The organism is Nocardioides salsibiostraticola (assembly GCF_054783655.1).
Window position 1 is genome coordinate 318,874 of record NZ_BAAGQD010000026.1, and the last position, 19,359, is coordinate 338,232.

Sequence of the window (19,359 nt, forward strand, 5' to 3'; positions counted from 1 at the left end):
CAATTAGCGCCGACTCGGTGGGGGACTGGCACAATCTGGCCCGTGAACGCTCAGAGCCCCACCTCGCAGGGCAGGGCCCCGAAGCGACGGGTGTTCCTCCACATCGGTGCCCCCAAGACCGGTACGACGTACCTCCAGGACCGGCTCTCCCGCAACACCCGTTCCCTGGCCCGCCACGACGTGCACTTCCCGGGCCGCACGGCCCTCTCGACCCAGGCCCTGTTCCACTTCCGGGCTGCACTCGACCTGGTCGGCGAGGACTGGGGCGGTCCGCCGGGACACGCCGAGGGTTCCTGGCCGGCCATGGTCAAGCGGGTCAACCGGAAGAGCGGGACCGTCGTGATCAGCCACGAGATCCTGGCCCCCGCGGCGCCGGCGGCGATCGCCCGGGCGAAGAACGACCTGATGGCCGATCCCGGCACCGAACTCCACATCGTTTACACCGCCCGCGACCTCGGTCGCCAGCTCCCCGCCGCCTGGCAGGAGAGCGTCAAGCAGGGTCGCCGTTGGCCGTTCCGCCGGTTCCTCGGACGCGTCCAGCGCAGCGGGCACCCGTGGTTCTTCCGCGCCTTCGACCTGCCCGCCGTGGTCGAGGCGTGGACCGAGGGGCTGCCCCCCGAACGCGTGCACGTGATCACCGTGCCACCCGCCGGTGCGGACCGCGACCTGCTGTGGCTCCGGTTCTGCAACACGATCGGGATCGACCCGGCCTGGGCGCCGACCGACGCCGTACGGGTGAACCAGTCGCTCGGCGTGGTGGAGACCGAGGTGCTGCGCAAGCTCAACCGGCGCATCGACAAGGCCGATCGACGTCAGAACGACTACGACCAACTGATCCGCGAACACCTCGCCAACACCGAGATGAGCCAGCGCCCGATGTCACCCGCGGTCCGGCTGCCACCTGCGCTGTTCGACTGGGTCGAAGGGGTCGCCCAGGAATGGATCGACTACCTGTCGACCAGGGGGGTCGACATCGTCGGTGACGTCGAGGAGCTGCGCCCGGTCCGGCCCGAGGAGGGGATCCGCTGGGTCAACCCCGACAAGGTCTCGCCGAAGAAGCAGGCGCAGGTTGCTCTGGATGCCCTGGCGGCGATGACCCGGGAGGCGGCCCGGCGACCGGACCCCGACAAGGAGTTCCTGGCCAAGGTCAGGACCCAGGCCAAGATGCGCCGCGAGTCATGACGGCCGGCGGATCAGCGCGCGCCCACGGGTGGGTCCAGCACCTGCGCGGCGGGGGTACGACGCCCTGGGTGGACTGGGACGGCTGGGAACCTCACACGCCCCCTGATCAGGGAGGGGCGGGCCAGCGCGCCGTCCCCGGGGCCCAACAGCTCGAACTGCTGCGCCGACTCAACCTGGCGGCCCAACCGGTCGGCCACGTGCCCGGACCCCTGATCGACCGCGTCCTCGAGGCGAGCGCACCCGGCCGCGGTGCCCCCGATCTCGAGCTGGCCGGCGCAGCGCAGGAGTCCAGCTTCGGCCCCCGACCGGTCGATCCGACCGACCTCGCACCTGACGAACTCATCCGGGTCGCCGCAGGGCTGGTGGCCGAGGACCTGGTCGAGGCCGGCACCCCACCCCTGGAGCAGAGTCGGCTGGTGGGGCTGACGCGACGCCTCGCTCCGGCGTACCGCCTGGTCGGTGACCCGTGGGCCGCGCCCCTGATTCGTGCGGACCTACGCCGGCAGGGACGCGTGCCGGGCGGCCGGGACGCGTCGGCGTACGTCCTCGCGACCGGGGTCGAGGATCTCGTCGCGAACGCCTGGGTCTCGCGCTGCTTCGGGGAGGGTGCACCCCCGTGGCGAGCCTGGCTCGACCCGTTCGTGAGCTCCGACCACCTGCCCCCGCGCGCCGACCTGGTCCGGATCGCCGCCCGCCACGAGGCACCGGAACTCCTCTTCGACGCCGAACTCCTCCCGCGACTCCTGCGCCGTCGCGGCCTCCCGTCACCCACGGTCCCGCCCGTGATCCGGCCCAGTGCCGACGCGGCCGAGACGGCGCGCCGGGTCGGCGCCACCCTGGACCTGCTGGTGCTGCCGCAACAACGGGCTGACCTTCTGATCCGAACGTTGCTGCCCCGCCTGGCGGCAACATCTGGACCCGCCCTGCGGCTGCCCAAGGCGGCGCGACCCTGGGCCCAGGCACAGGGGGAGCGAATGATCGAGGCGGTGAAGGGCGCCGGCTACCGCGTGCACGGGGACCCCGTGGGTCTCTGCGCCGAGTCCGTGGACGGCGTCACGGGACCCTCCGACGCGGGCGTCCTGGACCTCTTGCTCGGCTTGCTGCTCGGACCCGTTGGGGTCGATGGGAGAGTAACCGGGTGAGCGCCAAGGTCCTGTTGCACGTCGGCACCCCGAAGACCGGAACGTCCTTCCTCCAGGAGGTGCTGTTCCGCAGCCAGAAGAAGTTGGCCGAGCACGGCATCCTCTACCCCGCCGAGCGGTTCGACGCCCACTTCCTGGCCGCCCTCGACCTGATGAAGATGCCCTGGGGAGGCCTGCAGAGCGAGGCTGTCGGCGCCTGGGACCGGTTGGCCGAACAGGTCCGCGCACACGACGGGACCGCGATCATCAGCCACGAGATCCTGGCCACCGCCTCGCGCTCCCAGGTCGCCCGGGCCCTGGAGTCGCTGGGGCACCCCGAGACCGAGGTCCACGTCATCCTCTCGGTGCGCGACCTCGTGCGACAGATCCCGGCCGAGTGGCAGGAGAACGTCAAGCACCGCAGCGGCGTGAGTTACGCCCGCTTCCTCAAACGGATCATGAACCCGGCCCGGACCAGCCGGGTCGGATCCTGGTTCTGGGGGGTCCAGGAGATCCCCGACATCGCCAACCGGTGGGGTCACGACCTGCCGCCGGAACGGATCCACCTCGTCACCGTGCCGCCGCCCGGCGGTGCCCCCGACCTGTTGTGGAAGCGCTTCGTGGAGGCCTTCGGGCTCGAGGGGATCGACCTCGACCTCGAGGCCGACCGGGCCAATCCGTCCCTCGGCGTGCCCGAGACTGCGCTCGTACGCCGCATCAACCGCTCCGCCAATCGCGCCCTCCCGCCTGAGCACTACCGGCCCCTGGTCCGGGAGTTGCTCGCTCACCAGACCCTCTCGCAGCGCACCGACACTCCTCGTCTGGCGCTGCCACCCGCCGTACGCCCGTGGGTGCGTGAGGTCGAGACGTCCTACGTCACCGAGATCAGCCAGCGCGGCTATCACGTCATCGGCGACGTGGACGATCTGATCGGTGGCGCCACGGAACCCGACGCCGATGCCCTCACGAAGTGGGACGACCCCGACCGGCCCAAGCAGCGTGAGGTCGCCGACGCCGCGGTGGACGCCATCCGCGCCCTGCTGCTGGAGAACGCCCGGATGCGTGAGGTCGAGGCGCACCTGGCCCACGAGTTGCACGAGACCCGGACGGCGCTGGAGCGGTCCTACCTGCGCCCGACGTACCGTCTGCGCGAGAAGATCGTGAACCGCCTGCAGGACGGGCGCACCGGACGCGGTGCGCTGCGGGTCTACCGAGCCTTGCGGGGCAGGAACTCGCGGTCGACGTAGCGGCCGACCCGATAGGTGATGAAGCCGTCGACGCCCATGCCGACCATGCCGCCCACGACCGGGACACGTCGCCCGATCGTGATGGCGATCCGTCGTCCGGCCACCTTGGAGATCAGGTCCGAGGCCACCTCGGCGGAGATGATCGCGTCCAGGTCGGGGTCGTGCAGCGGGGCGGTGGCCAACGCCATCGGCGGCGCCGGGAGCTTGCGCTTCTTGACCAGCCGATCCACGCCGTCCTCACCGAGCATGCTGACCAGGATGGCGTTGCGGACCCGCGGATCGTCCAGGTCGTAGCCACGCAGGTGCGCGATCCCCGCCACCATCCGGGCCTGCACCAGAGCCAGGCCGGTGACGTTGGTGGGGATGGTCAGCGCGGCGGTCATCAACCCACCGATGTTGGTGATGAAACCCTGGGCGCCGGCGTAGCGGACATGGTTGTCGATCACCTCCTGGATGGCCTTGTCGACGTCCCCCTTCTGCTCGGCCAACTGCTTGTCGGCGGCAGCGGCAGCGGGCGGCAACGGGCCCACCCCGGCGATGGCGCGGTGCAGGGCCTCGCGGACGAAGGACGTGGTCAGTCCGGGGGCGAGTTGGGTCACCCGTGGAGCGAACTGACGGCTCACCTTGCTCATCACACCCATGCTCCGATCTTACGGGGGCTTGCCCTGTCGGCCGTAGATGGGAAGGTTTGTGGGTGACCGTTGATCCTCCGATCGAGCCGCCGCCGACCCGGTGGATCTTCGGCGACCGCACGGAGTGGGACACCGAGGACGATCTGGTGGCGATGGGCGCCGACCTGGAGCCGGGGACCCTGTTGGCGGCGTACCGTCGCGGCCTGTTCCCCATGCCCAGCGGGGGTCCCCGCGACCCGATGGGGTGGTTCAGCCCGGTGGAACGCGGGGTGTTGCCGCTCGATGCGCTGGTGGTCTCGCGATCGTTGCGCAGGTCGGCCCGCGACTTCGAGATCCGGGTCGACAGCGACTTCGCCCAGGTCATCGGGGCCTGTGCCGACCCGCGGCGGACCGGAGGGTGGATCGACCCGGCCATCACCGCGGCGTACACGCGTCTGCACGAGCTGGGCTGGGCGCACTCGGTGGAGGTCTGGCGCGAGGGGGAACTCCAGGGCGGTCTGTACGGCGTCGCGGTGGGCGGGCTGTTCGCCGGCGAATCCATGTTCCACCGTGCGAGGGACGCCTCGAAAGTCGCTCTGATGGGCCTGGTGGACCTCATGAGTGACGGCCAGAGAACGCATCGGGAGCCCCGGCTGATCGACGTGCAGTGGGCGACCCCGCACCTCGCGAGCCTCGGAGTGGTCGAGTGGCCGCGGGCGACGTACTTGCGCACGCTTCCGCACCTGATCGCCGCGAAGGGTCCACGGTGGGGTCCACCGTTGCGGCCACCGGACTCATCTGACTGAATGTGACCTGATCGGGATGCCGTATCCCGACCGATGCTCCTGAGGAGTCCGCATGTTGAAGCCGCGCGTCCGCCGCACGATCCGTGGCGGGGTCGTCGTCGCCTCGCTGTCCATCGTCCTGGGTGCCTGCGGTGGCGGGGGCGCGTCCGGCGCGCCCGAGGACGCCGTCGAGGATGACTTCTGCGAGACCTACAACAGCCTGATCAACGAGATCCTGGCCGACGTGGACGCCGAAGCCGACGACAAGGAGCAGGCAAAGACGATCGTGACCGGGCTGAAGACCTGGTCCGAGGCGATGCTCGAGACCGGTACCCCCGAAGACATCCCCGAGGACGCCCGCAAGGGGTTCGAGTTGTCGATGCAGTCCATCGAGGACCTCGACGAGGACGCCTCGCAGGAGGACTTCGAGTCGCTCGGCGACGATTACTCCGACGAGGAGAACGACCTGGGGACGGCGTTCAGCACCTACGCCACCGAGACCTGCGGCGGCCCCCTCGGCGACTCGGGCCTGGAGGTCCCCGCTCCCGAGTAACCACGAGGTTCGCCAAATGGGGCCGCGAGGTTCGCGAGATGGGGCCACGAGGTTCGCCAAATGGGGTCGGATATCGACAGGCGTCGATGTCGAGTTTGCGTTCGGGGCCGCAACCGGTCAATATCGACACATGTCTATATCCGGGTGTGACCCCGATGACCCGTTGGCCTGCTGTACGCCGCTGGCTCGCGAGCCGATGTCCGCCGAGCACGCCGTACTGATCGCGCCGATGCTCAAGGCCGTCGCCGACCCGGTGCGTCTGCGCCTGTTGTCGTTGGTGCTCTCCCACGAGGGCGGTGAGGCGTGCGTGTGTGACCTGTTGTCCGCCTTCGACCTCTCCCAGCCGACGATCAGCCACCACCTGAGGGTCCTGCACGAGGCCGGACTGCTGAATCGCGAGAAGCGCGGGGTGTGGGTCTACTACCAAGCCCGCCCCGAAGCGATGCAAGCCATGCTCACCCTCTTCACCCCCGACCCCGCAGCCATTGGAGTGCCCGCATGAGTGACGTCGTCGGCGAAACCGCCACCGCCCCCGAGGATGCCGCCGTCCTCCAACGGCTCTCTACCCTCGACCGGTTCCTCCCGGTCTGGATCATCGCCGCCATGGTCTTCGGAATCCTGTTGGGACGCGGCGTCCCGGGCCTCGGTGATGCCCTGGCCCGCGTCGAGGTCGGGTCGGTCTCGCTGCCGATCGCCATCGGGCTGCTGGTGATGATGTATCCCGTACTGGCCAAGGTCCGGTACGACGAACTCGGTCACGTCACCGCCGACAAGCGCCTGCTCGCCGCGAGCATCTTCCTCAACTGGGTGCTCGGCCCCGCGCTGATGTTCGCGCTGGCCTGGCTGATGCTGCCCGACCTCCCGGAGTACCGCACGGGCCTGATCATCGTCGGCCTCGCCCGCTGCATCGCGATGGTCCTGATCTGGAACGACTTGGCCTGCGGTGACCGCGAAGCCGCCGCGATCCTGGTCGCCATCAACTCGGTCTTCCAGATCATCGCGTTCGCCGGACTCGGCTACTTCTACCTCGAGCTGCTGCCCGGCTGGCTCGGCCTCGGCGACGGCACCAACGGGCTGGGGCTCAGCGTCTCCACGTGGGGGATCGCCAAGTCGGTCCTGATCTTCCTCGGCATCCCGCTGTTGGCCGGGTTCCTGACCCGGACGTTGGGGGAGAAGGCGAAGGGCCGCGAGTGGTACGAGACCACCTTCCTGCCCCGCATCGGACCCACCGCGCTCTACGGGCTGTTGTTCACCATCGTCATCCTCTTTGCCCTCCAGGGCGACACGATCACCAGCAAGCCGTTCGACGTCGCCCGCATTGCCCTCCCGTTGCTGGCCTACTTCGCGCTGATGTGGACCGGATCGTTCGCTCTCGGGATGGCGATGAAGATGACCTACGAGCGCACCACCACGCTCGCGTTCACCGCCGCTGGCAACAACTTCGAGCTCGCGATCGCCGTCGCCATCGGGGTCTTCGGGGTCACCTCGGGCCAGGCCCTCGCGGGTGTCGTGGGACCCCTGATCGAGGTGCCCGTCCTGGTCGGACTCGTCTACGTCTCACTGTGGGCGCGCCGGAAGTTCTACCCCGCCTCCGCGCAGGTCTGAGCGAAGGCGCGTGTGGGGCTTTCAGCTCAGGGCTGCCATGTAGTGGAGCGTCGAGCGGCGTCGTAGATCGCTCGCACCGTGTCAGCGTCGAGGATGTCGCCGTGACGGAGAAGCCACTTGGCAAGGTCCCTGCGCCAAGTGACGCTGACGCCGGTGGGGGCGTTCCTAATGACGACGTCGCTCGCGTTGACGGTGACGATGAGTCCCTCGACATGCACGGAAAAGCCACAGGCATCTGAGAGCAGTTTCGCGGCCCGGGTGGCTTCATAGCGACTGTTGCGAATGTAGGGCTGCTTGTGTCCGTCGACCATGAATGTGTTCCCGCCGACCCAGATCTTGGCTTTCGGGTGATGTTTGGTGTTCACAGAGAAAATCCCGCCAGGGCCGATGACGAGGTGGTCGATGTCGGAGCCGCGATTGCCGACCGGGATCGCATGAATGAACTGCCACCGTGGATCTTTCTTCGCGGCCTTGTCGAGTTGAGCAGAAACGAGTTCCTCGCCGTCTGCCCCGATGCGCCATGAGCGCTCATCCGTGTTCACGCCGATGGCGCGGGCAAGAAGACTTTTCACGGGCGCGGCGTTGCGGGCAGCGATGGCTTGTTGGCGAGCCTCGGCTCCGGGTCTGTTGGTGGTGAGGTCGACCCATGGACGGGGTGCTGGTTCCTGCGCCCCGACCGACACGAGTTCCGAAGGGGCGGGCCTTGTCGGAGCTGCAGAGATGGGGGAATCAGCGAGCAGCCCGGTCGTTGCGGCCTCCGCGGCACGGGTTGCGCTTGGGCGCGAACTATCGACGGTCTGTTCCGCCTTCCAGTCCTGGTAGGCGGCGACAATTGCTGTCAGGTGTTGCGGGGACTCGGGATGTGCTTGGTCGGTGGTCAAGTCCCAGAAGCCGATCTTCGTTTCGCCATCGGACGTCATGTAGAGGCGATCCTTGCCATAGCGCTTCCAACGCTTGACCTGCACCGAGTTGCTTTCCATGCGCTGATCATCGGCGATGAAGGCCTATCGTTGGAGCAAAACGAACGATTCAGTTCTTGAGCGTCCGACCGGGTGGCGCACCTACTTCAAGAACTTGCTCGTACGCCGATCCGCCAGCGGCTTCCCGCCGGTCTGACAGGTCGCGCAGTACTGCAGCGAGGAGTCGGCGAAGGACACCTCACGCACGATGTCGCCGCAGACCGGGCAGGCCTCGCCGGTGCGACCGTGGACGGCGAGGTTCGACTTCTTCTCGCCCTTGAGCTGGCTGGCCGCGAGGCCGCGAGATCGATCGACCGCAGCTCCGAGGGTGCCGCGGACCGCGTCGTACAACACCTCCAACTCGTGGACGTCGAGGCTGTTCGCGGGTTTGAACGGCGACATCTTCGCGGCGTGCAACAGCTCGTCGGAGTAGGCGTTGCCGATCCCGGCGATGGTGCCCTGGTGGCGCAGGACGCCCTTGAGTTGCTTGCGGCCCTCGGCCTGAAGAATCGCGGCGAGGACGTCGGGGGTGAAGTCGTCGGCCAACGGGTCGGGCCCGAGGCGCGCGATGCCCGGCACGTCGGCCGGTGAGCGGACGACGTACGCCGCCAACGACTTCTTCGTTCCGGCCTCGGTCACGTCGAGACCGGAGTCGTCGTCCAGGACGACCCGCACGGCCAGGGGCGACTTGTTGCTCGGCTTGGGCGGCAACGCCGGCACCTCGTCGCGCCACCGGATCCAGCCGGCGCGGGCGAGGTGGAACACGAGATGGATTCCGGAGGCCTCGATGTCGAGGAACTTCCCGTGTCGGGTCACCCCGTCGACCAGGGTGCCCTCCAGGGCGGTCAGCGGCGGGTCGTAGGTCTTGAGCGCGCTGAAGGCTGCCAGGTGGATCTTGGTGATGGCGCGGCCGTCGAGCCGACCCCGCAGATCCTGGGCCAACGCCTCCACCTCGGGTAGTTCGGGCACCTGTGCACCCTAGTTCAACCGCCGCGGTAGTCCCTGACGAAATGGTGGTGAAAACACTGATTCGTCCACCACTTCGTCAGGGACTACCCGCCGCTAGGCGCCTCTACGGAAAACGGTAGAGACGCGGATAGTGTGGTGGCATGGATCCCGTACGCAACCCCTACGCCCCCGGCGCCGGCCAGCGCCCACCCGAGCTGGCGGGTCGCGACCGGGAGGTCGAGCAGTTCGAGGTCACCCTCGAACGCATCAGCGCAGGCCGCCCCGAGCGCAGCATGGTGCTGTCCGGGCTGCGCGGGGTCGGCAAGACGGTACTGCTCAACGCCCTGCGGGGTCAGGCGGTACGCCGCGCCTGGGGCACCGGCAAGATCGAGGCCCGCCCCGACCAGAGCATCCGGATCCCGGTCGCCCAAGCCATCCACGCCGCGGTTCGTGAGGTGGCCCATCGCCACCGGGACCCGGATCGGGTCGAGATGGTGAGCGGCGTACTCAAGTCCTTCGCCCTGCGGACCCAACTGGCCGACCGCAAGGGCATGCGCTGGACCCCGCCGGTCGACGCGGTGGCCGTCCGCGGGCGGGCGGACTCCGGCGACCTCGAGCTGGACCTGATCGAGCTCTTCTCCGACGTCGCCCACCTCGCCGGTGACCTGGGCGTCGGGATCGCGCTGTTCGTCGACGAGATGCAGGACATCCCGACCGAGGAACTCGCCGCTCTGTGCGGGGCCTGCCACGAGATCAGTCAGCAGTCCGCACCCCTCCTGGTCGTCGGCGCCGGCCTCCCGCACCTGCCCGTAGCCCTCGCGGCATCGAAGTCGTACGCCGAACGCCTCTTCCGCTACCACCGCGTCGACCGGCTTCCCCGCGAGATGGCCGATCGTGCCTGGTCCCTCCCGGCGGCCACCGAGGACGCGCACTTCACCGACGAGGCCCTCGACGAGCTCTACCGCCTCACCGACGGCTACCCCTACTTCGTCCAGGCCTACGGCAAGGTCACCTGGGACGCGGCAGTGTCCAGCCCGATCACCGTCGACGACGTCCGCGAGGCCGCCCCGATCGCCGAGGCCGAGTTGGCGATCGGCTTCTTCGGCGCGCGGTACGACCGAGCCACCCCGGCCGAGCGCGACTACATGGCGGCCATGGCGGACCTGGGCGCCGACCTGTTGGACGGCCCCATCACCACCGCCGACATCGCCCGGTCGATCGGCCGCAAACCCCAGTCGCTGTCCCCGGCCCGCGACGGCCTGATCAAGAAGGGCCTGGTCTTCTCCGCCGAGCGCGGCAGCGTGGAGTTCACCGTCCCCCACTTCGGGATGTTCCTCCGGGCCCGGTGACGCGGCGTACGACCCACTGGCGTCACCGGCCGGATGGGCGCAGAATGTCGAGATGGCCACGGTTCGACCGCTACCACCAACAGGAGACGTCTTCCTCGACGCCCGTGGGGGAGACCGTGTCCTGCGGGCCTCGTGGCACACCGACAAGGGTCTGGTCGTGCTCTCCCTGTGGCGCGACAACGTGTGCGCCGGATCGTTCCGGCTCACCGTCGACGAGGTGCCCGCCATGATCGAGATGCTGCGCTCCGGCCTGGACCAGGCCTACGCCACCGCCGTCAGCAACGCCCGCACCGCCTAGCCCCACCACCGCGGTAGTCCCTGACGCTTGTGCGAACTCCACCGGCGTGTCGTCGCACAAACGTCAGGGACTATCTCAATGGCGAGCCCGGACCGAGTTCACGTCGTACGCCGTCTCGGAGGTCGGCGGGGTGCCGAAGCGGGCGTTGGGGAGGTAGAGCCGCCCGCCCTTCTTGGCCACCGTGGTGGGCACGTCGAAGTCCGGCGAGGTGATGGACTTCCGCACCGTCCCGCGGGTGCCCTCGGCGGACAGGCGCACGACCTCGACCTTGTTCATCCGGTTCCGCACCACGTAGAGCGTGCGGCCCGAACGAAGCAGTCCGTCGCCGGTGGTCAGCGACGCACCGCCCAGGTCGACCTCGGTGGCGCGACCGTTCGAGGGGTTGACGCGGTAGAGCAGGCCGCTGGTCGAGTTGACGATCAGCAGCGCCTTCCCGTCGGGGGTGGTCTCGATGCCATTGGCGTTGAACCCGTCGACCTGCTCCCAGTCACCACCCAGAGCCACGGTACGGACGTCCTCGGGAGCCGGCAGGGAGCCGTTCCGACCGAAGGGAAGCACGTAGAACTGAGCGTTGGTGGAGTCGGTCACGTAGGCCGCGGTGCGGGTCACGATCACGTCGTTGACGAACGTGGTGCCGTCGTTGAGTTGATAGGACGCCAGCACCTCGCCGGTGCGGGTGTCGATCACGGTCGCGTCCCCGTCGGCGCCCCCGGCGGCGAACAACCGTCGACCGCGGATGTCCAGGCCGACGGTCGGCGTACCGTCCCCCTCGGTCAGCGTGTCGCCGAGTCCGGTGCGCAGATCGACCCGGTAGACGTCGCCGTCGGCGAGCGAGCCGACGTAGGCGTTGTTGCCCCGACCCGTGGCGATGCCCTCAGGCTGGAAGCCGTCGGGCAGGGCGATCTGGGCGGGGAACCGGTCGGTCTTGGTCGGCTTCGCGGCCACGGCGCCACCGGTAGCGAGACCGCCCAGCATCCCCAGGGCGGCGGTGGTCGCGACGCTGGCGGCGAGCGCGCGACGCAGAGCGGGTGTGGTGGTGGAACGGCTCATGGGTGACTCCTGGTCCGAGGCAAAAGGTTCCTTTCACCGTAGGCGGGCGCCGGTGACCGACCCCGCCCACTCGCCCCACCGCCGGGGTAGTCCCTGACGCTTATGCGAACTTTCACGGCGTGTCGTCACACAAACGTCAGGGACTATCTCAGCGGCGACTCCCGAGCCGAAGGACGCCTAGACCGCAGCGCGTCTCCCGGCATGGGTCCTGGCGAGTCCGCCACCCACCAGACATAGTGGAGTCCATGAGGCCCCAGATCGTCGCCCATCGTGGAGCCAGCCACGAGAACGCTGAGCACACGCTGGGCGCCTACATGCGGGCGCTGGAGGCGGGCGCCGACGGCCTCGAGTGCGACGTACGCCTGACCGCCGACGGGCACCTGGTCTGCGTCCACGACCGCGACCTGCGGCGTACGGCGAGCACTCGCGGCACCATCTCCACCATGGACCTGGCCGAGCTGTCCGAGCTCGACTTCGCCTCGTGGAAGAACCCCTGGTCGGAGCTGGACGACGAGGCCCCCGACCGTGACGAAAACCTCGACGGGCTGCTGACCCTGCGCAAACTGTTGGAGACCGTGGCCGACTACGACCGTCGCGTCGAGGTCGCCATCGAGACCAAACACCCCACCCGGTTCGGCGGCCTGGTGGAGAAGCGCCTGGTCGAGATGCTGCGCGAATTCGGGTGGGACCGACCCGGGTCCCCGGTTCGGGTGATGAGCTTCTCGTGGACCGCCCTGCAGCGCGTCGAACGGATGGCGCCGGACATCCAACTCGTCCAACTCATGGAGAAGCAGCACCACTGGCCGATGCTGCGTCGGATGATCGGCAAGGACTGGCTGGTCGGCCCCGGCGTCGAGCTCCTGCACGAGCACCCGCGGCTGGGCAGGTGGATCGCACGCAGCGGCCATGACATCCACGTCTGGGTCGTCAACACCGAGCAGGATCTGCAGGTCTGCCTCGACCTGGGCGTCAAGGCCGTCATCACCGACCGGCCCGCCTACATCCGCGAGCTCCTCGACGCCTGACGGCTCGGGGTCCCCGCGGGCCGAGTAGGTTTCTCCGCATGGCCAAGCGTTCGCGTACCAAGTCCCAGCCCACCACCCCCACTGCCGAGGGCGCCGTCGGTCCCCGGCAGCCGTGCCCCTGCGGTTCGGGCAAGCGTTACAAAGCCTGCCACGGAGCTCCGGGCGGTGCCGGGACGGTGTACGTCGCCCGCCCCTTCGAGAACATGCCCGGCGAGTGCGATCTGGTCGCGATGCGCGAGCTGGTCCCCGCCGCCACCGCCAGCCTGGTCCTGAAAGACGACGTGCCAGGAGTCGAGAAGCTCACCGACCGCACGATCCAGCTGTGCAGCCTGCTGCCGATGGCCGCCCCCGCGATGGTCCGCGACAGCGGGCAGGTCTGGTTGGGCCTCCAGGTCCAGCACGACTTCGGTGACCCCTCTCGTGACCTGGGTGCGGTCCTGGTCAAGGCGCTGGCCGAGTTGGGTGGGGAGCCCGGCATCGTCGGACTCACCGAGTCCCCCGGCGAGGGCCCGCGGTTCCAGGACCTCGTCGAGAGCACCACGCTCGACGTCACCGTGCACGAGGGCTTCGAGTACTGGGTCGCTGACGTCGCGGACTCCTCCGCCCTCGAAGGTGCCCTGGAGCAGGCCAACGAATCGGCCACCCCGACGGAGCGACTGAGCAGCGTCGAGGCGGCGTACTGGACCAATGTCGGACCCAAGGAGCACCTGCGCTGGGTGATGCCCGAACCCGAGGGTGAGTTGCTCGACGCCCTGGCCCGCCTGCACGTCTCCGGGGCCGACGTCATCGCCGAGGGGGCTCGCCTGGTCGGGATGTTCCGCACCCAGGGCCTGCTGGCTCCCGTGTGGGATTTGCCGGTCGGAACCGGAGCAGCCGCGCTCGAGGAGCCCGCCGCCGCCTTCCGCGCCGCCCTGGTCGAGGCGCTGGCCGACAGCACCCCGTTGACCACCGAGCAGCGCTCGGCCCGCTCCGGGCTGGCGAATCGCCAGGTCACCATCCGCTAATTCCCACCAGTCACTCTAGCCACACGAGTCCCGCGAGGATTCGACCCCGGACTAGACCAGGCCCTAGGGTCAGGGCTCACCCGGCCGCTGCTCATCCCCCGTTTGCAGCGGCCGGGTTCTGCCTTTCTCGAGCACCGACCGGGGCCACGCCGGCGGGGGATCAGGCTTCGGGACCGAGCCGCATCGCGTACGCCGACAACCGGGAGTAGCCCTTCACCGACACCCGGCGGATCCTGCGGAACGACCGCTCCTCCGACGGGTTCGCGCTGAGCGCCTCGTAGGCCCCGTCGTTGATGACCACGGTGCCGGGTCGGGCGATCGAGGTGAGGCGCGCGGCGATGTTGACCGTGGGCCCGAAGACGTCGCCGAGCCGACTCACCACGTCGCCATAGGCGATGCCGGCACGCACCTCTGGGAACGTCTCGTCCTCATCGGCACCGAGTTGCACCATGGCCCACGCGGTCGCCGCCGCCTGCTCCACGTCGTCGCACACGAACAGCACCTCGTCGCCGATGTTCTTGATGATGCGCCCGCCGTGGTCGACCACGAGTTCGAGCGTGGTGCTCTCGAAGTTCTCGAGCCAGGCCACCAACGCCTGGTCGGAGAGGGTCTTGCTCTGGGAGGTGTAGCCCACGATGTCGACGAACACCACCGCCTGACGGGTCGCCGGTGCTCCCGGGGTGCCGACGGCCAACATCCGACTGCTTGCGGCGGCCAGATGGCGTCGCCATACGTAACTCTGCAACTCGTCGACCCGGGGCAACACGTCCTGGGTGAGGTAGGCCAACGTCTCGGCGGGATCGGCGTCGTTCTCCAACGCCACCGAGGTCAGCAGACTGGTCTGCCACTCGGCCAGCCGGGCGAAGCTGCGGCCCCAGGTGCGGACCAGGGCGGACTGCCGTTCGGGGGTCAGGATCCCCAGGTCCATCAGGTCACGCGAGAGTTCGAGGGCGCGCACATCGGCTTCGGTGAACGCGACGTCGTCATCGTTGGTGTGAGGGAACCCCATCAACCGCCACAGTTCCTGGGCGATCTCGATGGAGATCCCGGCCCGATCGGACACCTCCACGCGGGTCAGGGATGGGGCATCCCCGAGGAGGAAGGCCTCGACGGCCTCCAAAGACCCCGAGAGGTCGGGCGGCACATCTGTCTCGGTGTCGGTCGGGTCCTGGTCCGGATCAGGACCCGCGTCACTCATCCCAGACGTGACTGGGCCACCTGCTGAAGGGCTTCCTTGAAGTTCGGCATCTCGTCGATGAGTTGCAGGACGGCCTCGTCGGTGAGGTGGATCAGCTCGAGCGGGGTGAGCGCGACGATGGACGCCGTACGCAGGGAGTGTCCGGCGATGGCGGCCTCGCCCATGATCTCGCCGGCGCCGAGCTGGGCGACCTCCTCGCCCTTGCGGCGCACCGAGACGGTGCCGCTGAGCAGGATGTAGGCCTTGTCGGCAGGGGTCTTCTCCCAGATCGGGGACCAGCCGGAGGGCAACTTCACGCGGCTGCCGGCGGCGCTGATGCGCGCGACCTCCTGCGGGGTGAACATGTCGAAGAACGAAGCCATGTCGAGCCTTTCCTTGCCAGTCGCAGTGCTGGCGGGTTCGGTGGGAGCGGTCTGATCTTTGCCGAGCGCTGAGCGCCTGTCCAGCACCGGAGGCGAGGGGTCCGCCACTCGGTTGGTAGCCGCGGCCGGGGAGGCGAGAGGAACGTCAGCCGTGGAGCGGGTCCCGTGAGATCGGGCAGCTCATGCAGCGGGGGCCACCCCGACCCGAGCCGAGTTCGGATCCCTCGATCCGGACGACCTCGATGCCGGCCTCCTCGAGGCGGGCGTTGGTCTCGTCGTTGCGTTCGTAGGCCACCGCGACCCGTGGGGCCAGGGCGAGGGTGTTGTTGCCGTCGTCCCACTGCTCGCGTTCGGCGGTGACGGGGTCCAGGCCGGTGTCGATCTGATGCAGCGCGTCGATGCCCATGGCCTGTGCGGCAGCGATCAGGAACGGCTGCGCCTCGGCGACCCGCAGGACGAGATCGGCGTCGGGTCCGCTGTCGGGTTCGCGGGTGACGGCGTAGGCGGTGAGGCTGTCAGCGACGTTGGGGTACATCACGATCTTGTCGACGTCGACCATCGTGCACACCGTGTCGAGGTGCATGGTCGCGCGCTCCTGCGTGATCGGGACCGCCAACACGGTCTCGGCCAATCCGGCCTTGAAGACCTGCCGAGCCAGACGCTCGGCGCCGGCGGGGGTGGTCCGCTCGCCGACACCGACGGCGATGACCCCCGGGGCCAGCAGGAGTACGTCGCCCCCCTCTACGTGCTCGAAGTGGTGGCCGTGGACGCGCGGAGAGCCGCTGAAGCGCGGGTGGAAGTGATAGATCAGCTCGGTCAGGTGGCTCTCGCGCTTGCGAGCCGGCATGGCCAGGGAGGTGATCGCGACCCGGTCCCGGATCCAGACCGAGGAGTCGCGGGTGAACAGCAGATTGGGCAGCGGATCGATCAGGAACGCGTAGGGCGAGAGCAGCGACGTCACCAGGCCGAAGCCGCCGCGCACCTCGTCGTTGCGGATCCCGGTGGTCAGGTAGCTGGTCAGCTCCTCGGGACTGGCCTCGGAGAGCAGACCGGTCAGGTAGATCCGCATGCTGTGACCGAGCTCGAGGTCCTCCATCGCCGTCTGGATCGCGGACTCGCGCGCCTCCGGCGAAGCGAGGGTCTCGGTGAGCAGTTCGGTGAGGTAGAGGACCTCGACGTCGCGGTTGCGCAGGGTCTCGGCGAAGGCGTCGTGCTCCTCCTGGGCGCGGGCGACCCACGGCACGCCGTCGAAGAGCAGCCGGTCGTTGTTGCGCGGGGTGAGCCGCTTCAGCTCGTTGCCCGGCCGGTGCAGCATCACCGTGCGTAGGCGGCCGACCTCGCTGTCGGCCCCATGAACCGGGGTGGACGGGACCTGTGGTGATGTCATGCGCGCCACCTTATTCCTTCTGGGCCGCCGAGAATCAACGGATCAGTTCGATTGCTGTGAACGTGGCCAGCCCCAGGCACACCAGCGCGCCGCCGTAGTGCAGCCGGTCCAGGGCGATCACCCGCAGCAGGCTCCGACCGACCACGACGGCCAGCCCGCTCACCGCGAGCAGAGCCGCCAGGGCGCCGACGAACACACTGGGCGCATCGTCGTACCGGGCGACCAGGGAGAGGGTCAGCAGTTGGGAGAGATCTCCCCATTCGGCGGCGAACAAGACCAGGAAACTCGCCGCCACGGCCCGCCAACCACTGGCAGGGGTGGTCGGAGCGGTGTCCTCGTCGGCTTCCGCCGCAGCGTGGGACCGCGCTTCCCGGATCAGCAGGACAGCCCCGGCCAGGAACATCACCAGCGACGCGGACCGTACGACGTCCCCAGGCAGGAAGGTGGCCAGCTGCCCGAGGGCCACCGCGACCGTGGTCTGCACCGCGAAGGCGGCAGCGACCCCGATCCAGACCAGGATCGGCCGGTAGCGGGTCGCCAGGACCAGAGTGGCCAGGAAAGTCTTGTCCGGCAGTTCGACGACGAAGATCGTGCCGAACGCCAGGGCGACAACGAGTGGATCCATCAGCCGCGGAAAGCGTCAGCCGGGTAGACGCCGAGGATCTTCACGTCGGTGGTGAAGAAGCTCAGCTCCTCCAGGGCACGCCGGAGGGGCGCATCCTCGGGGTGACCGTCGACCTCAGCCAGGAACTGGGTGGCGCCGGAGAAGGATCCGTCGACCATGTAGCTCTCGAGCTTGGTCATGTTGACGCCGTTGGTGGCGAAGCCGCCGAGCGCCTTGTAGAGCGCAGCGGGCAGGTTGCGGACGTTGAAGATGAAGCTGGTGACCACCGGCCCGTTGCCGGGCGCCGCTTCGATCAGGTCGCGGGAGAGGACGACGAACCGGGTGGTGTTGTGGTCTTCGTCCTCGACGTCGCGCAACAGCACCTCCAAGCCGTAGATGCCTGCCGCCAGGGGAGGGGAGATGGCGCCCTGGCTGGGGTCCTGGGCCTCGGCGACCTCGCGGGCCGCGCCGGCGGTATCTCCGGAGATGATCGGGGTGAGTCCGTTCTCGCGGATCACGCGACGGCACTGACCCAGGGCGTGGACGTGGCTGTGCGCGGTGGTGATCTGGTCCAGCGTGGCACCGGGGATGGCCATCAGGTGGAAGCGGATGCGCAGGAAGTGCTCCGCGATGATGTGCAACGAGGAGTCGGGCAGGAAGTGATGGATGTCCGCGACCCGCCCGGCGATCGAGTTGTCGATCGGGATCATCGCGAGTTCGGCCTCGCCGCTCTCGACCGCGGCGAACACGTCCTCGAAGGAGGCGCAGGCCATCGCCTCGCGGTCGGGGTAGTGCTCGACGCACACCGCGTGGGAGTTGGCGCCGGGCTCACCCTGGTAGGCGATGGCCCGGGAAGAACTGGTGGAGGTCACCGCCGCAGCGTAGTCAGTGACCTGGTCGGTTCGGTAAAACTACGTACATAGCGGGAGATCGGGGGCCGTCAAGCCGCCTGGCCACGCGAGGCACCGGGTGTGACGCGACCGGTATGTACGTAGTTCTACGACGCTCGGCGCTGCGTCGTCGGGTTGACCCGAACGCTGACTAATCTCACCGCATGGCTCTGCTTCTCGCTGTCCTCGCCTTCCTCATGGCGGCGGCCGCTCTCGGTATGACCCTTGCGACCAGGGTGCGGGCCGGTCGATCGAACGACGGGGGCCTCGACGGCGTCCCCGAGGACCTGCTCGGCCTGCGCCAGGAGGTGGCTGCGCTGCGGGCGGAGGCCCGCGACGGCCTCAAGCACCTCGCCGTCGTGCGGTACGACGCCTTCGACGAGATGGGCGGGCACCTCTCGTGGTCATTGGCCCTGCTCGACGACAGCGGTCACGGGGTGGTGCTGACCTCCATCCACGGTCGCAGCGAGGCCCGCGCCTACGCCAAGAACATCGCGGCCTGGACCTGCGACCAGCAGTTGTCCCCCGAGGAGGACGAGGCGATCGCCGCCGCCCGGGTCTGAAACACGCTCGTGCGGGACCTACCGCACCGGTGAGACCCGGTTGACCTGACGGATCGTCCACAGGTGGGTGGTCATCATCAGGAACAGGCCGACGTACAGCACGATCGGGTAGAGCACCGCGTTGGTCTGCGCGGTGATGGCGTCCCAGGGCCACTCGATGGCCGTGTTGCTCTGCTTGACCGCAGCGATCAGGAAGCCCGCGCACATCAGCAGGTCCCAGGTCGCGAGCACGGACAGGCCGATGATCTCCATGCGCATCGCGCGCCGCGCCCGGGACAGTCCGGCGATCAACACACAACCGCCGAGCAGGGCCAGCAGGCCGGTCACGGGACGGGTCCAGGCGCCGACCGCCTCGAAGCTCTTGGCCGAGCCGTTGAAGAGGATCAGGGCGCCGGCGAAGAGCCCGATGAAGCCGTGGATGAACAGCAGGCCCCGACGGTTGGCGCGCTCCCAGGTCTCACGGCGGGTCAGCCGCGACCCCTGCGGGAAGTGCAGGGCAGCGGCTCGGTCTCGGGACGGGGCTTCGGTGGCGATGATCACGGGGCTCTCCTCGTAGGGGTACGCCGAAGTCTGCCCGCGTGGATCGCCCCGGACAGGGCTCCTGACCCCGGTGAGGGT

Annotated in this window: 22 protein-coding genes; 12 read left to right on the plus strand and 10 right to left on the minus strand. The window is 68.9% G+C overall.

What is annotated here, in order from left to right; all coding sequences use genetic code 11:
• Nucleotides 1-42: 42 nt before the first annotated feature.
• From ACYVLV_RS16040 to ACYVLV_RS16050, 3 genes are read left to right on the plus strand one after another with little or no spacing between them, the layout of a single operon-like run.
• Nucleotides 43-1,182 (plus strand): hypothetical protein, encoded by a 1,140-nt coding sequence (locus ACYVLV_RS16040; protein ID WP_460811411.1) that lies wholly within the window; start codon nucleotides 43-45, stop codon nucleotides 1,180-1,182.
• A complete protein-coding gene (locus tag ACYVLV_RS16045; RefSeq protein WP_460811412.1) occupies nucleotides 1,179-2,324 on the plus strand; it encodes a hypothetical protein in 1,146 nt (381 codons plus the stop codon). Before ACYVLV_RS16040 ends, ACYVLV_RS16045 begins: the two co-directional genes overlap by 4 nt.
• Nucleotides 2,321-3,550: a hypothetical protein gene (locus tag ACYVLV_RS16050; protein WP_460811413.1), complete on the plus strand. Its 1,230-nt coding sequence runs from the start codon at nucleotides 2,321-2,323 to the stop codon at nucleotides 3,548-3,550. The genes ACYVLV_RS16045 and ACYVLV_RS16050 overlap by 4 nt, the downstream gene beginning before the upstream one ends.
• On the opposite strand, the gene ACYVLV_RS16055 is transcribed toward ACYVLV_RS16050, so the two are convergent.
• A complete protein-coding gene (locus ACYVLV_RS16055) occupies nucleotides 3,511-4,182 on the minus strand; it encodes a hypothetical protein (RefSeq protein ID WP_460811414.1) in 672 nt (223 codons plus the stop codon). The genes ACYVLV_RS16050 and ACYVLV_RS16055 overlap by 40 nt on opposite strands.
• Before the next feature lie 62 nt (nucleotides 4,183-4,244).
• Between ACYVLV_RS16055 and aat the strand changes: the two genes are divergently transcribed.
• From aat to arsB, 4 genes are all read left to right on the plus strand, one after another.
• Nucleotides 4,245-4,967, plus strand: a complete 723-nt coding sequence (gene aat, locus ACYVLV_RS16060) for a leucyl/phenylalanyl-tRNA--protein transferase (RefSeq protein WP_460811415.1) — start codon at nucleotides 4,245-4,247, stop codon at nucleotides 4,965-4,967.
• A 52-nt stretch (nucleotides 4,968-5,019) separates the two neighbouring features.
• Nucleotides 5,020-5,499, plus strand: a complete 480-nt coding sequence (locus tag ACYVLV_RS16065; RefSeq protein WP_460811416.1) for a hypothetical protein — start codon at nucleotides 5,020-5,022, stop codon at nucleotides 5,497-5,499.
• A gap of 130 nt (nucleotides 5,500-5,629) precedes the next feature.
• Nucleotides 5,630-6,001, plus strand: coding sequence for a metalloregulator ArsR/SmtB family transcription factor (locus ACYVLV_RS16070; protein ID WP_460811417.1), 372 nt, complete (start codon nucleotides 5,630-5,632; stop codon nucleotides 5,999-6,001).
• A complete protein-coding gene (arsB, locus tag ACYVLV_RS16075) occupies nucleotides 5,998-7,104 on the plus strand; it encodes an ACR3 family arsenite efflux transporter (protein ID WP_460811418.1) in 1,107 nt (368 codons plus the stop codon). The genes ACYVLV_RS16070 and arsB overlap by 4 nt, the downstream gene beginning before the upstream one ends.
• A gap of 26 nt (nucleotides 7,105-7,130) precedes the next feature.
• Here the strand turns inward: arsB and ACYVLV_RS16080 are convergent, their stop codons facing one another.
• Together ACYVLV_RS16080 and ACYVLV_RS16085 are read right to left on the minus strand one after the other, a co-directional pair.
• A complete protein-coding gene (locus ACYVLV_RS16080) occupies nucleotides 7,131-8,084 on the minus strand; it encodes a nuclease-related domain-containing protein (protein ID WP_460811419.1) in 954 nt (317 codons plus the stop codon).
• An 81-nt stretch (nucleotides 8,085-8,165) separates the two neighbouring features.
• Complete coding sequence (locus ACYVLV_RS16085; RefSeq protein ID WP_460811420.1) at nucleotides 8,166-9,032, minus strand: Fpg/Nei family DNA glycosylase; 867 nt, start codon at nucleotides 9,030-9,032, stop codon at nucleotides 8,166-8,168.
• 140 nt (nucleotides 9,033-9,172) lie between these two features.
• On the opposite strand from ACYVLV_RS16085, the gene ACYVLV_RS16090 reads away from it, so the two are divergent.
• Both ACYVLV_RS16090 and ACYVLV_RS16095 read left to right on the plus strand, forming a co-directional pair.
• Nucleotides 9,173-10,360, plus strand: coding sequence for an ATP-binding protein (locus ACYVLV_RS16090; protein WP_460811421.1), 1,188 nt, complete (start codon nucleotides 9,173-9,175; stop codon nucleotides 10,358-10,360).
• A gap of 52 nt (nucleotides 10,361-10,412) precedes the next feature.
• Entirely contained in the window at nucleotides 10,413-10,658 is a 246-nt protein-coding gene (locus ACYVLV_RS16095; protein WP_460811422.1) for a hypothetical protein, read from the plus strand.
• Nucleotides 10,659-10,733: 75 nt separating this feature from the next.
• On the opposite strand, the gene ACYVLV_RS16100 is transcribed toward ACYVLV_RS16095, so the two are convergent.
• On the minus strand, nucleotides 10,734-11,708 hold the full coding sequence (locus ACYVLV_RS16100; protein WP_460811423.1) for a superoxide dismutase: 975 nt from the start codon (nucleotides 11,706-11,708) through the stop codon (nucleotides 10,734-10,736).
• Nucleotides 11,709-11,953: 245 nt separating this feature from the next.
• Between ACYVLV_RS16100 and ACYVLV_RS16105 the strand changes: the two genes are divergently transcribed.
• Together ACYVLV_RS16105 and ACYVLV_RS16110 are read left to right on the plus strand one after the other, a co-directional pair.
• Entirely contained in the window at nucleotides 11,954-12,733 is a 780-nt protein-coding gene (locus ACYVLV_RS16105) for a glycerophosphodiester phosphodiesterase (protein WP_460811424.1), read from the plus strand.
• A 38-nt stretch (nucleotides 12,734-12,771) separates the two neighbouring features.
• On the plus strand, nucleotides 12,772-13,737 hold the full coding sequence (locus tag ACYVLV_RS16110) for a DUF5926 family protein (protein ID WP_460811425.1): 966 nt from the start codon (nucleotides 12,772-12,774) through the stop codon (nucleotides 13,735-13,737).
• Between the two features lie 160 nt (nucleotides 13,738-13,897).
• On the opposite strand, the gene ACYVLV_RS16115 is transcribed toward ACYVLV_RS16110, so the two are convergent.
• The 5 genes from ACYVLV_RS16115 to ACYVLV_RS16135 form a co-directional block, all read right to left on the minus strand.
• Nucleotides 13,898-14,935, minus strand: a complete 1,038-nt coding sequence (locus tag ACYVLV_RS16115; protein ID WP_460811426.1) for an adenylate/guanylate cyclase domain-containing protein — start codon at nucleotides 14,933-14,935, stop codon at nucleotides 13,898-13,900.
• Nucleotides 14,932-15,297 (minus strand): Crp/Fnr family transcriptional regulator, encoded by a 366-nt coding sequence (locus ACYVLV_RS16120; protein ID WP_460811427.1) that lies wholly within the window; start codon nucleotides 15,295-15,297, stop codon nucleotides 14,932-14,934. The genes ACYVLV_RS16115 and ACYVLV_RS16120 overlap by 4 nt, the downstream gene beginning before the upstream one ends.
• A gap of 145 nt (nucleotides 15,298-15,442) precedes the next feature.
• Nucleotides 15,443-16,684, minus strand: a complete 1,242-nt coding sequence (locus tag ACYVLV_RS16125; protein WP_460811428.1) for an arginine deiminase — start codon at nucleotides 16,682-16,684, stop codon at nucleotides 15,443-15,445.
• 34 nt (nucleotides 16,685-16,718) lie between these two features.
• Complete coding sequence (locus tag ACYVLV_RS16130; protein ID WP_460811429.1) at nucleotides 16,719-17,309, minus strand: TMEM165/GDT1 family protein; 591 nt, start codon at nucleotides 17,307-17,309, stop codon at nucleotides 16,719-16,721.
• Nucleotides 17,309-18,160, minus strand: coding sequence for a prephenate dehydratase (locus ACYVLV_RS16135; protein ID WP_460811430.1), 852 nt, complete (start codon nucleotides 18,158-18,160; stop codon nucleotides 17,309-17,311). Before ACYVLV_RS16135 ends, ACYVLV_RS16130 begins: the two co-directional genes overlap by 1 nt.
• A gap of 182 nt (nucleotides 18,161-18,342) precedes the next feature.
• Between ACYVLV_RS16135 and ACYVLV_RS16140 the strand changes: the two genes are divergently transcribed.
• Entirely contained in the window at nucleotides 18,343-18,741 is a 399-nt protein-coding gene (locus ACYVLV_RS16140) for a DUF4446 family protein (RefSeq protein WP_460811431.1), read from the plus strand.
• Between the two features lie 18 nt (nucleotides 18,742-18,759).
• Here ACYVLV_RS16140 and ACYVLV_RS16145 read toward each other — a convergent pair whose 3' ends face one another.
• Complete coding sequence (locus ACYVLV_RS16145; protein WP_460811432.1) at nucleotides 18,760-19,281, minus strand: hypothetical protein; 522 nt, start codon at nucleotides 19,279-19,281, stop codon at nucleotides 18,760-18,762.
• Nucleotides 19,282-19,359: the final 78 nt, after the last annotated feature.

Bases quoted from the DNA above. Each gene is read 5' to 3' on its own strand.
- ACYVLV_RS16045 (WP_460811412.1), top strand. From the start codon at position 1,179: ATGACGGCCGGCGGATCAGCGCGCGCCCACGGGTGGGTCCAGCACCTG.
- ACYVLV_RS16055 (WP_460811414.1), bottom strand. From the start codon at position 4,182: ATGAGCAAGGTGAGCCGTCAGTTCGCTCCACGGGTGACCCAACTCGCC.
- ACYVLV_RS16065 (WP_460811416.1), top strand. From the start codon at position 5,020: ATGTTGAAGCCGCGCGTCCGCCGCACGATCCGTGGCGGGGTCGTCGTC.
- ACYVLV_RS16070 (WP_460811417.1), top strand. From the start codon at position 5,630: ATGTCTATATCCGGGTGTGACCCCGATGACCCGTTGGCCTGCTGTACG.
- arsB (WP_460811418.1), top strand. From the start codon at position 5,998: ATGAGTGACGTCGTCGGCGAAACCGCCACCGCCCCCGAGGATGCCGCC.
- ACYVLV_RS16080 (WP_460811419.1), bottom strand. From the start codon at position 8,084: ATGGAAAGCAACTCGGTGCAGGTCAAGCGTTGGAAGCGCTATGGCAAG.
- ACYVLV_RS16090 (WP_460811421.1), top strand. From the start codon at position 9,173: ATGGATCCCGTACGCAACCCCTACGCCCCCGGCGCCGGCCAGCGCCCA.
- ACYVLV_RS16095 (WP_460811422.1), top strand. From the start codon at position 10,413: ATGGCCACGGTTCGACCGCTACCACCAACAGGAGACGTCTTCCTCGAC.
- ACYVLV_RS16100 (WP_460811423.1), bottom strand. From the start codon at position 11,708: ATGAGCCGTTCCACCACCACACCCGCTCTGCGTCGCGCGCTCGCCGCC.
- ACYVLV_RS16105 (WP_460811424.1), top strand. From the start codon at position 11,954: ATGAGGCCCCAGATCGTCGCCCATCGTGGAGCCAGCCACGAGAACGCT.
- ACYVLV_RS16110 (WP_460811425.1), top strand. From the start codon at position 12,772: ATGGCCAAGCGTTCGCGTACCAAGTCCCAGCCCACCACCCCCACTGCC.
- ACYVLV_RS16115 (WP_460811426.1), bottom strand. From the start codon at position 14,935: ATGAGTGACGCGGGTCCTGATCCGGACCAGGACCCGACCGACACCGAG.
- ACYVLV_RS16120 (WP_460811427.1), bottom strand. From the start codon at position 15,297: ATGGCTTCGTTCTTCGACATGTTCACCCCGCAGGAGGTCGCGCGCATC.
- ACYVLV_RS16125 (WP_460811428.1), bottom strand. From the start codon at position 16,684: ATGACATCACCACAGGTCCCGTCCACCCCGGTTCATGGGGCCGACAGC.
- ACYVLV_RS16130 (WP_460811429.1), bottom strand. From the start codon at position 17,309: ATGGATCCACTCGTTGTCGCCCTGGCGTTCGGCACGATCTTCGTCGTC.
- ACYVLV_RS16140 (WP_460811431.1), top strand. From the start codon at position 18,343: ATGGCTCTGCTTCTCGCTGTCCTCGCCTTCCTCATGGCGGCGGCCGCT.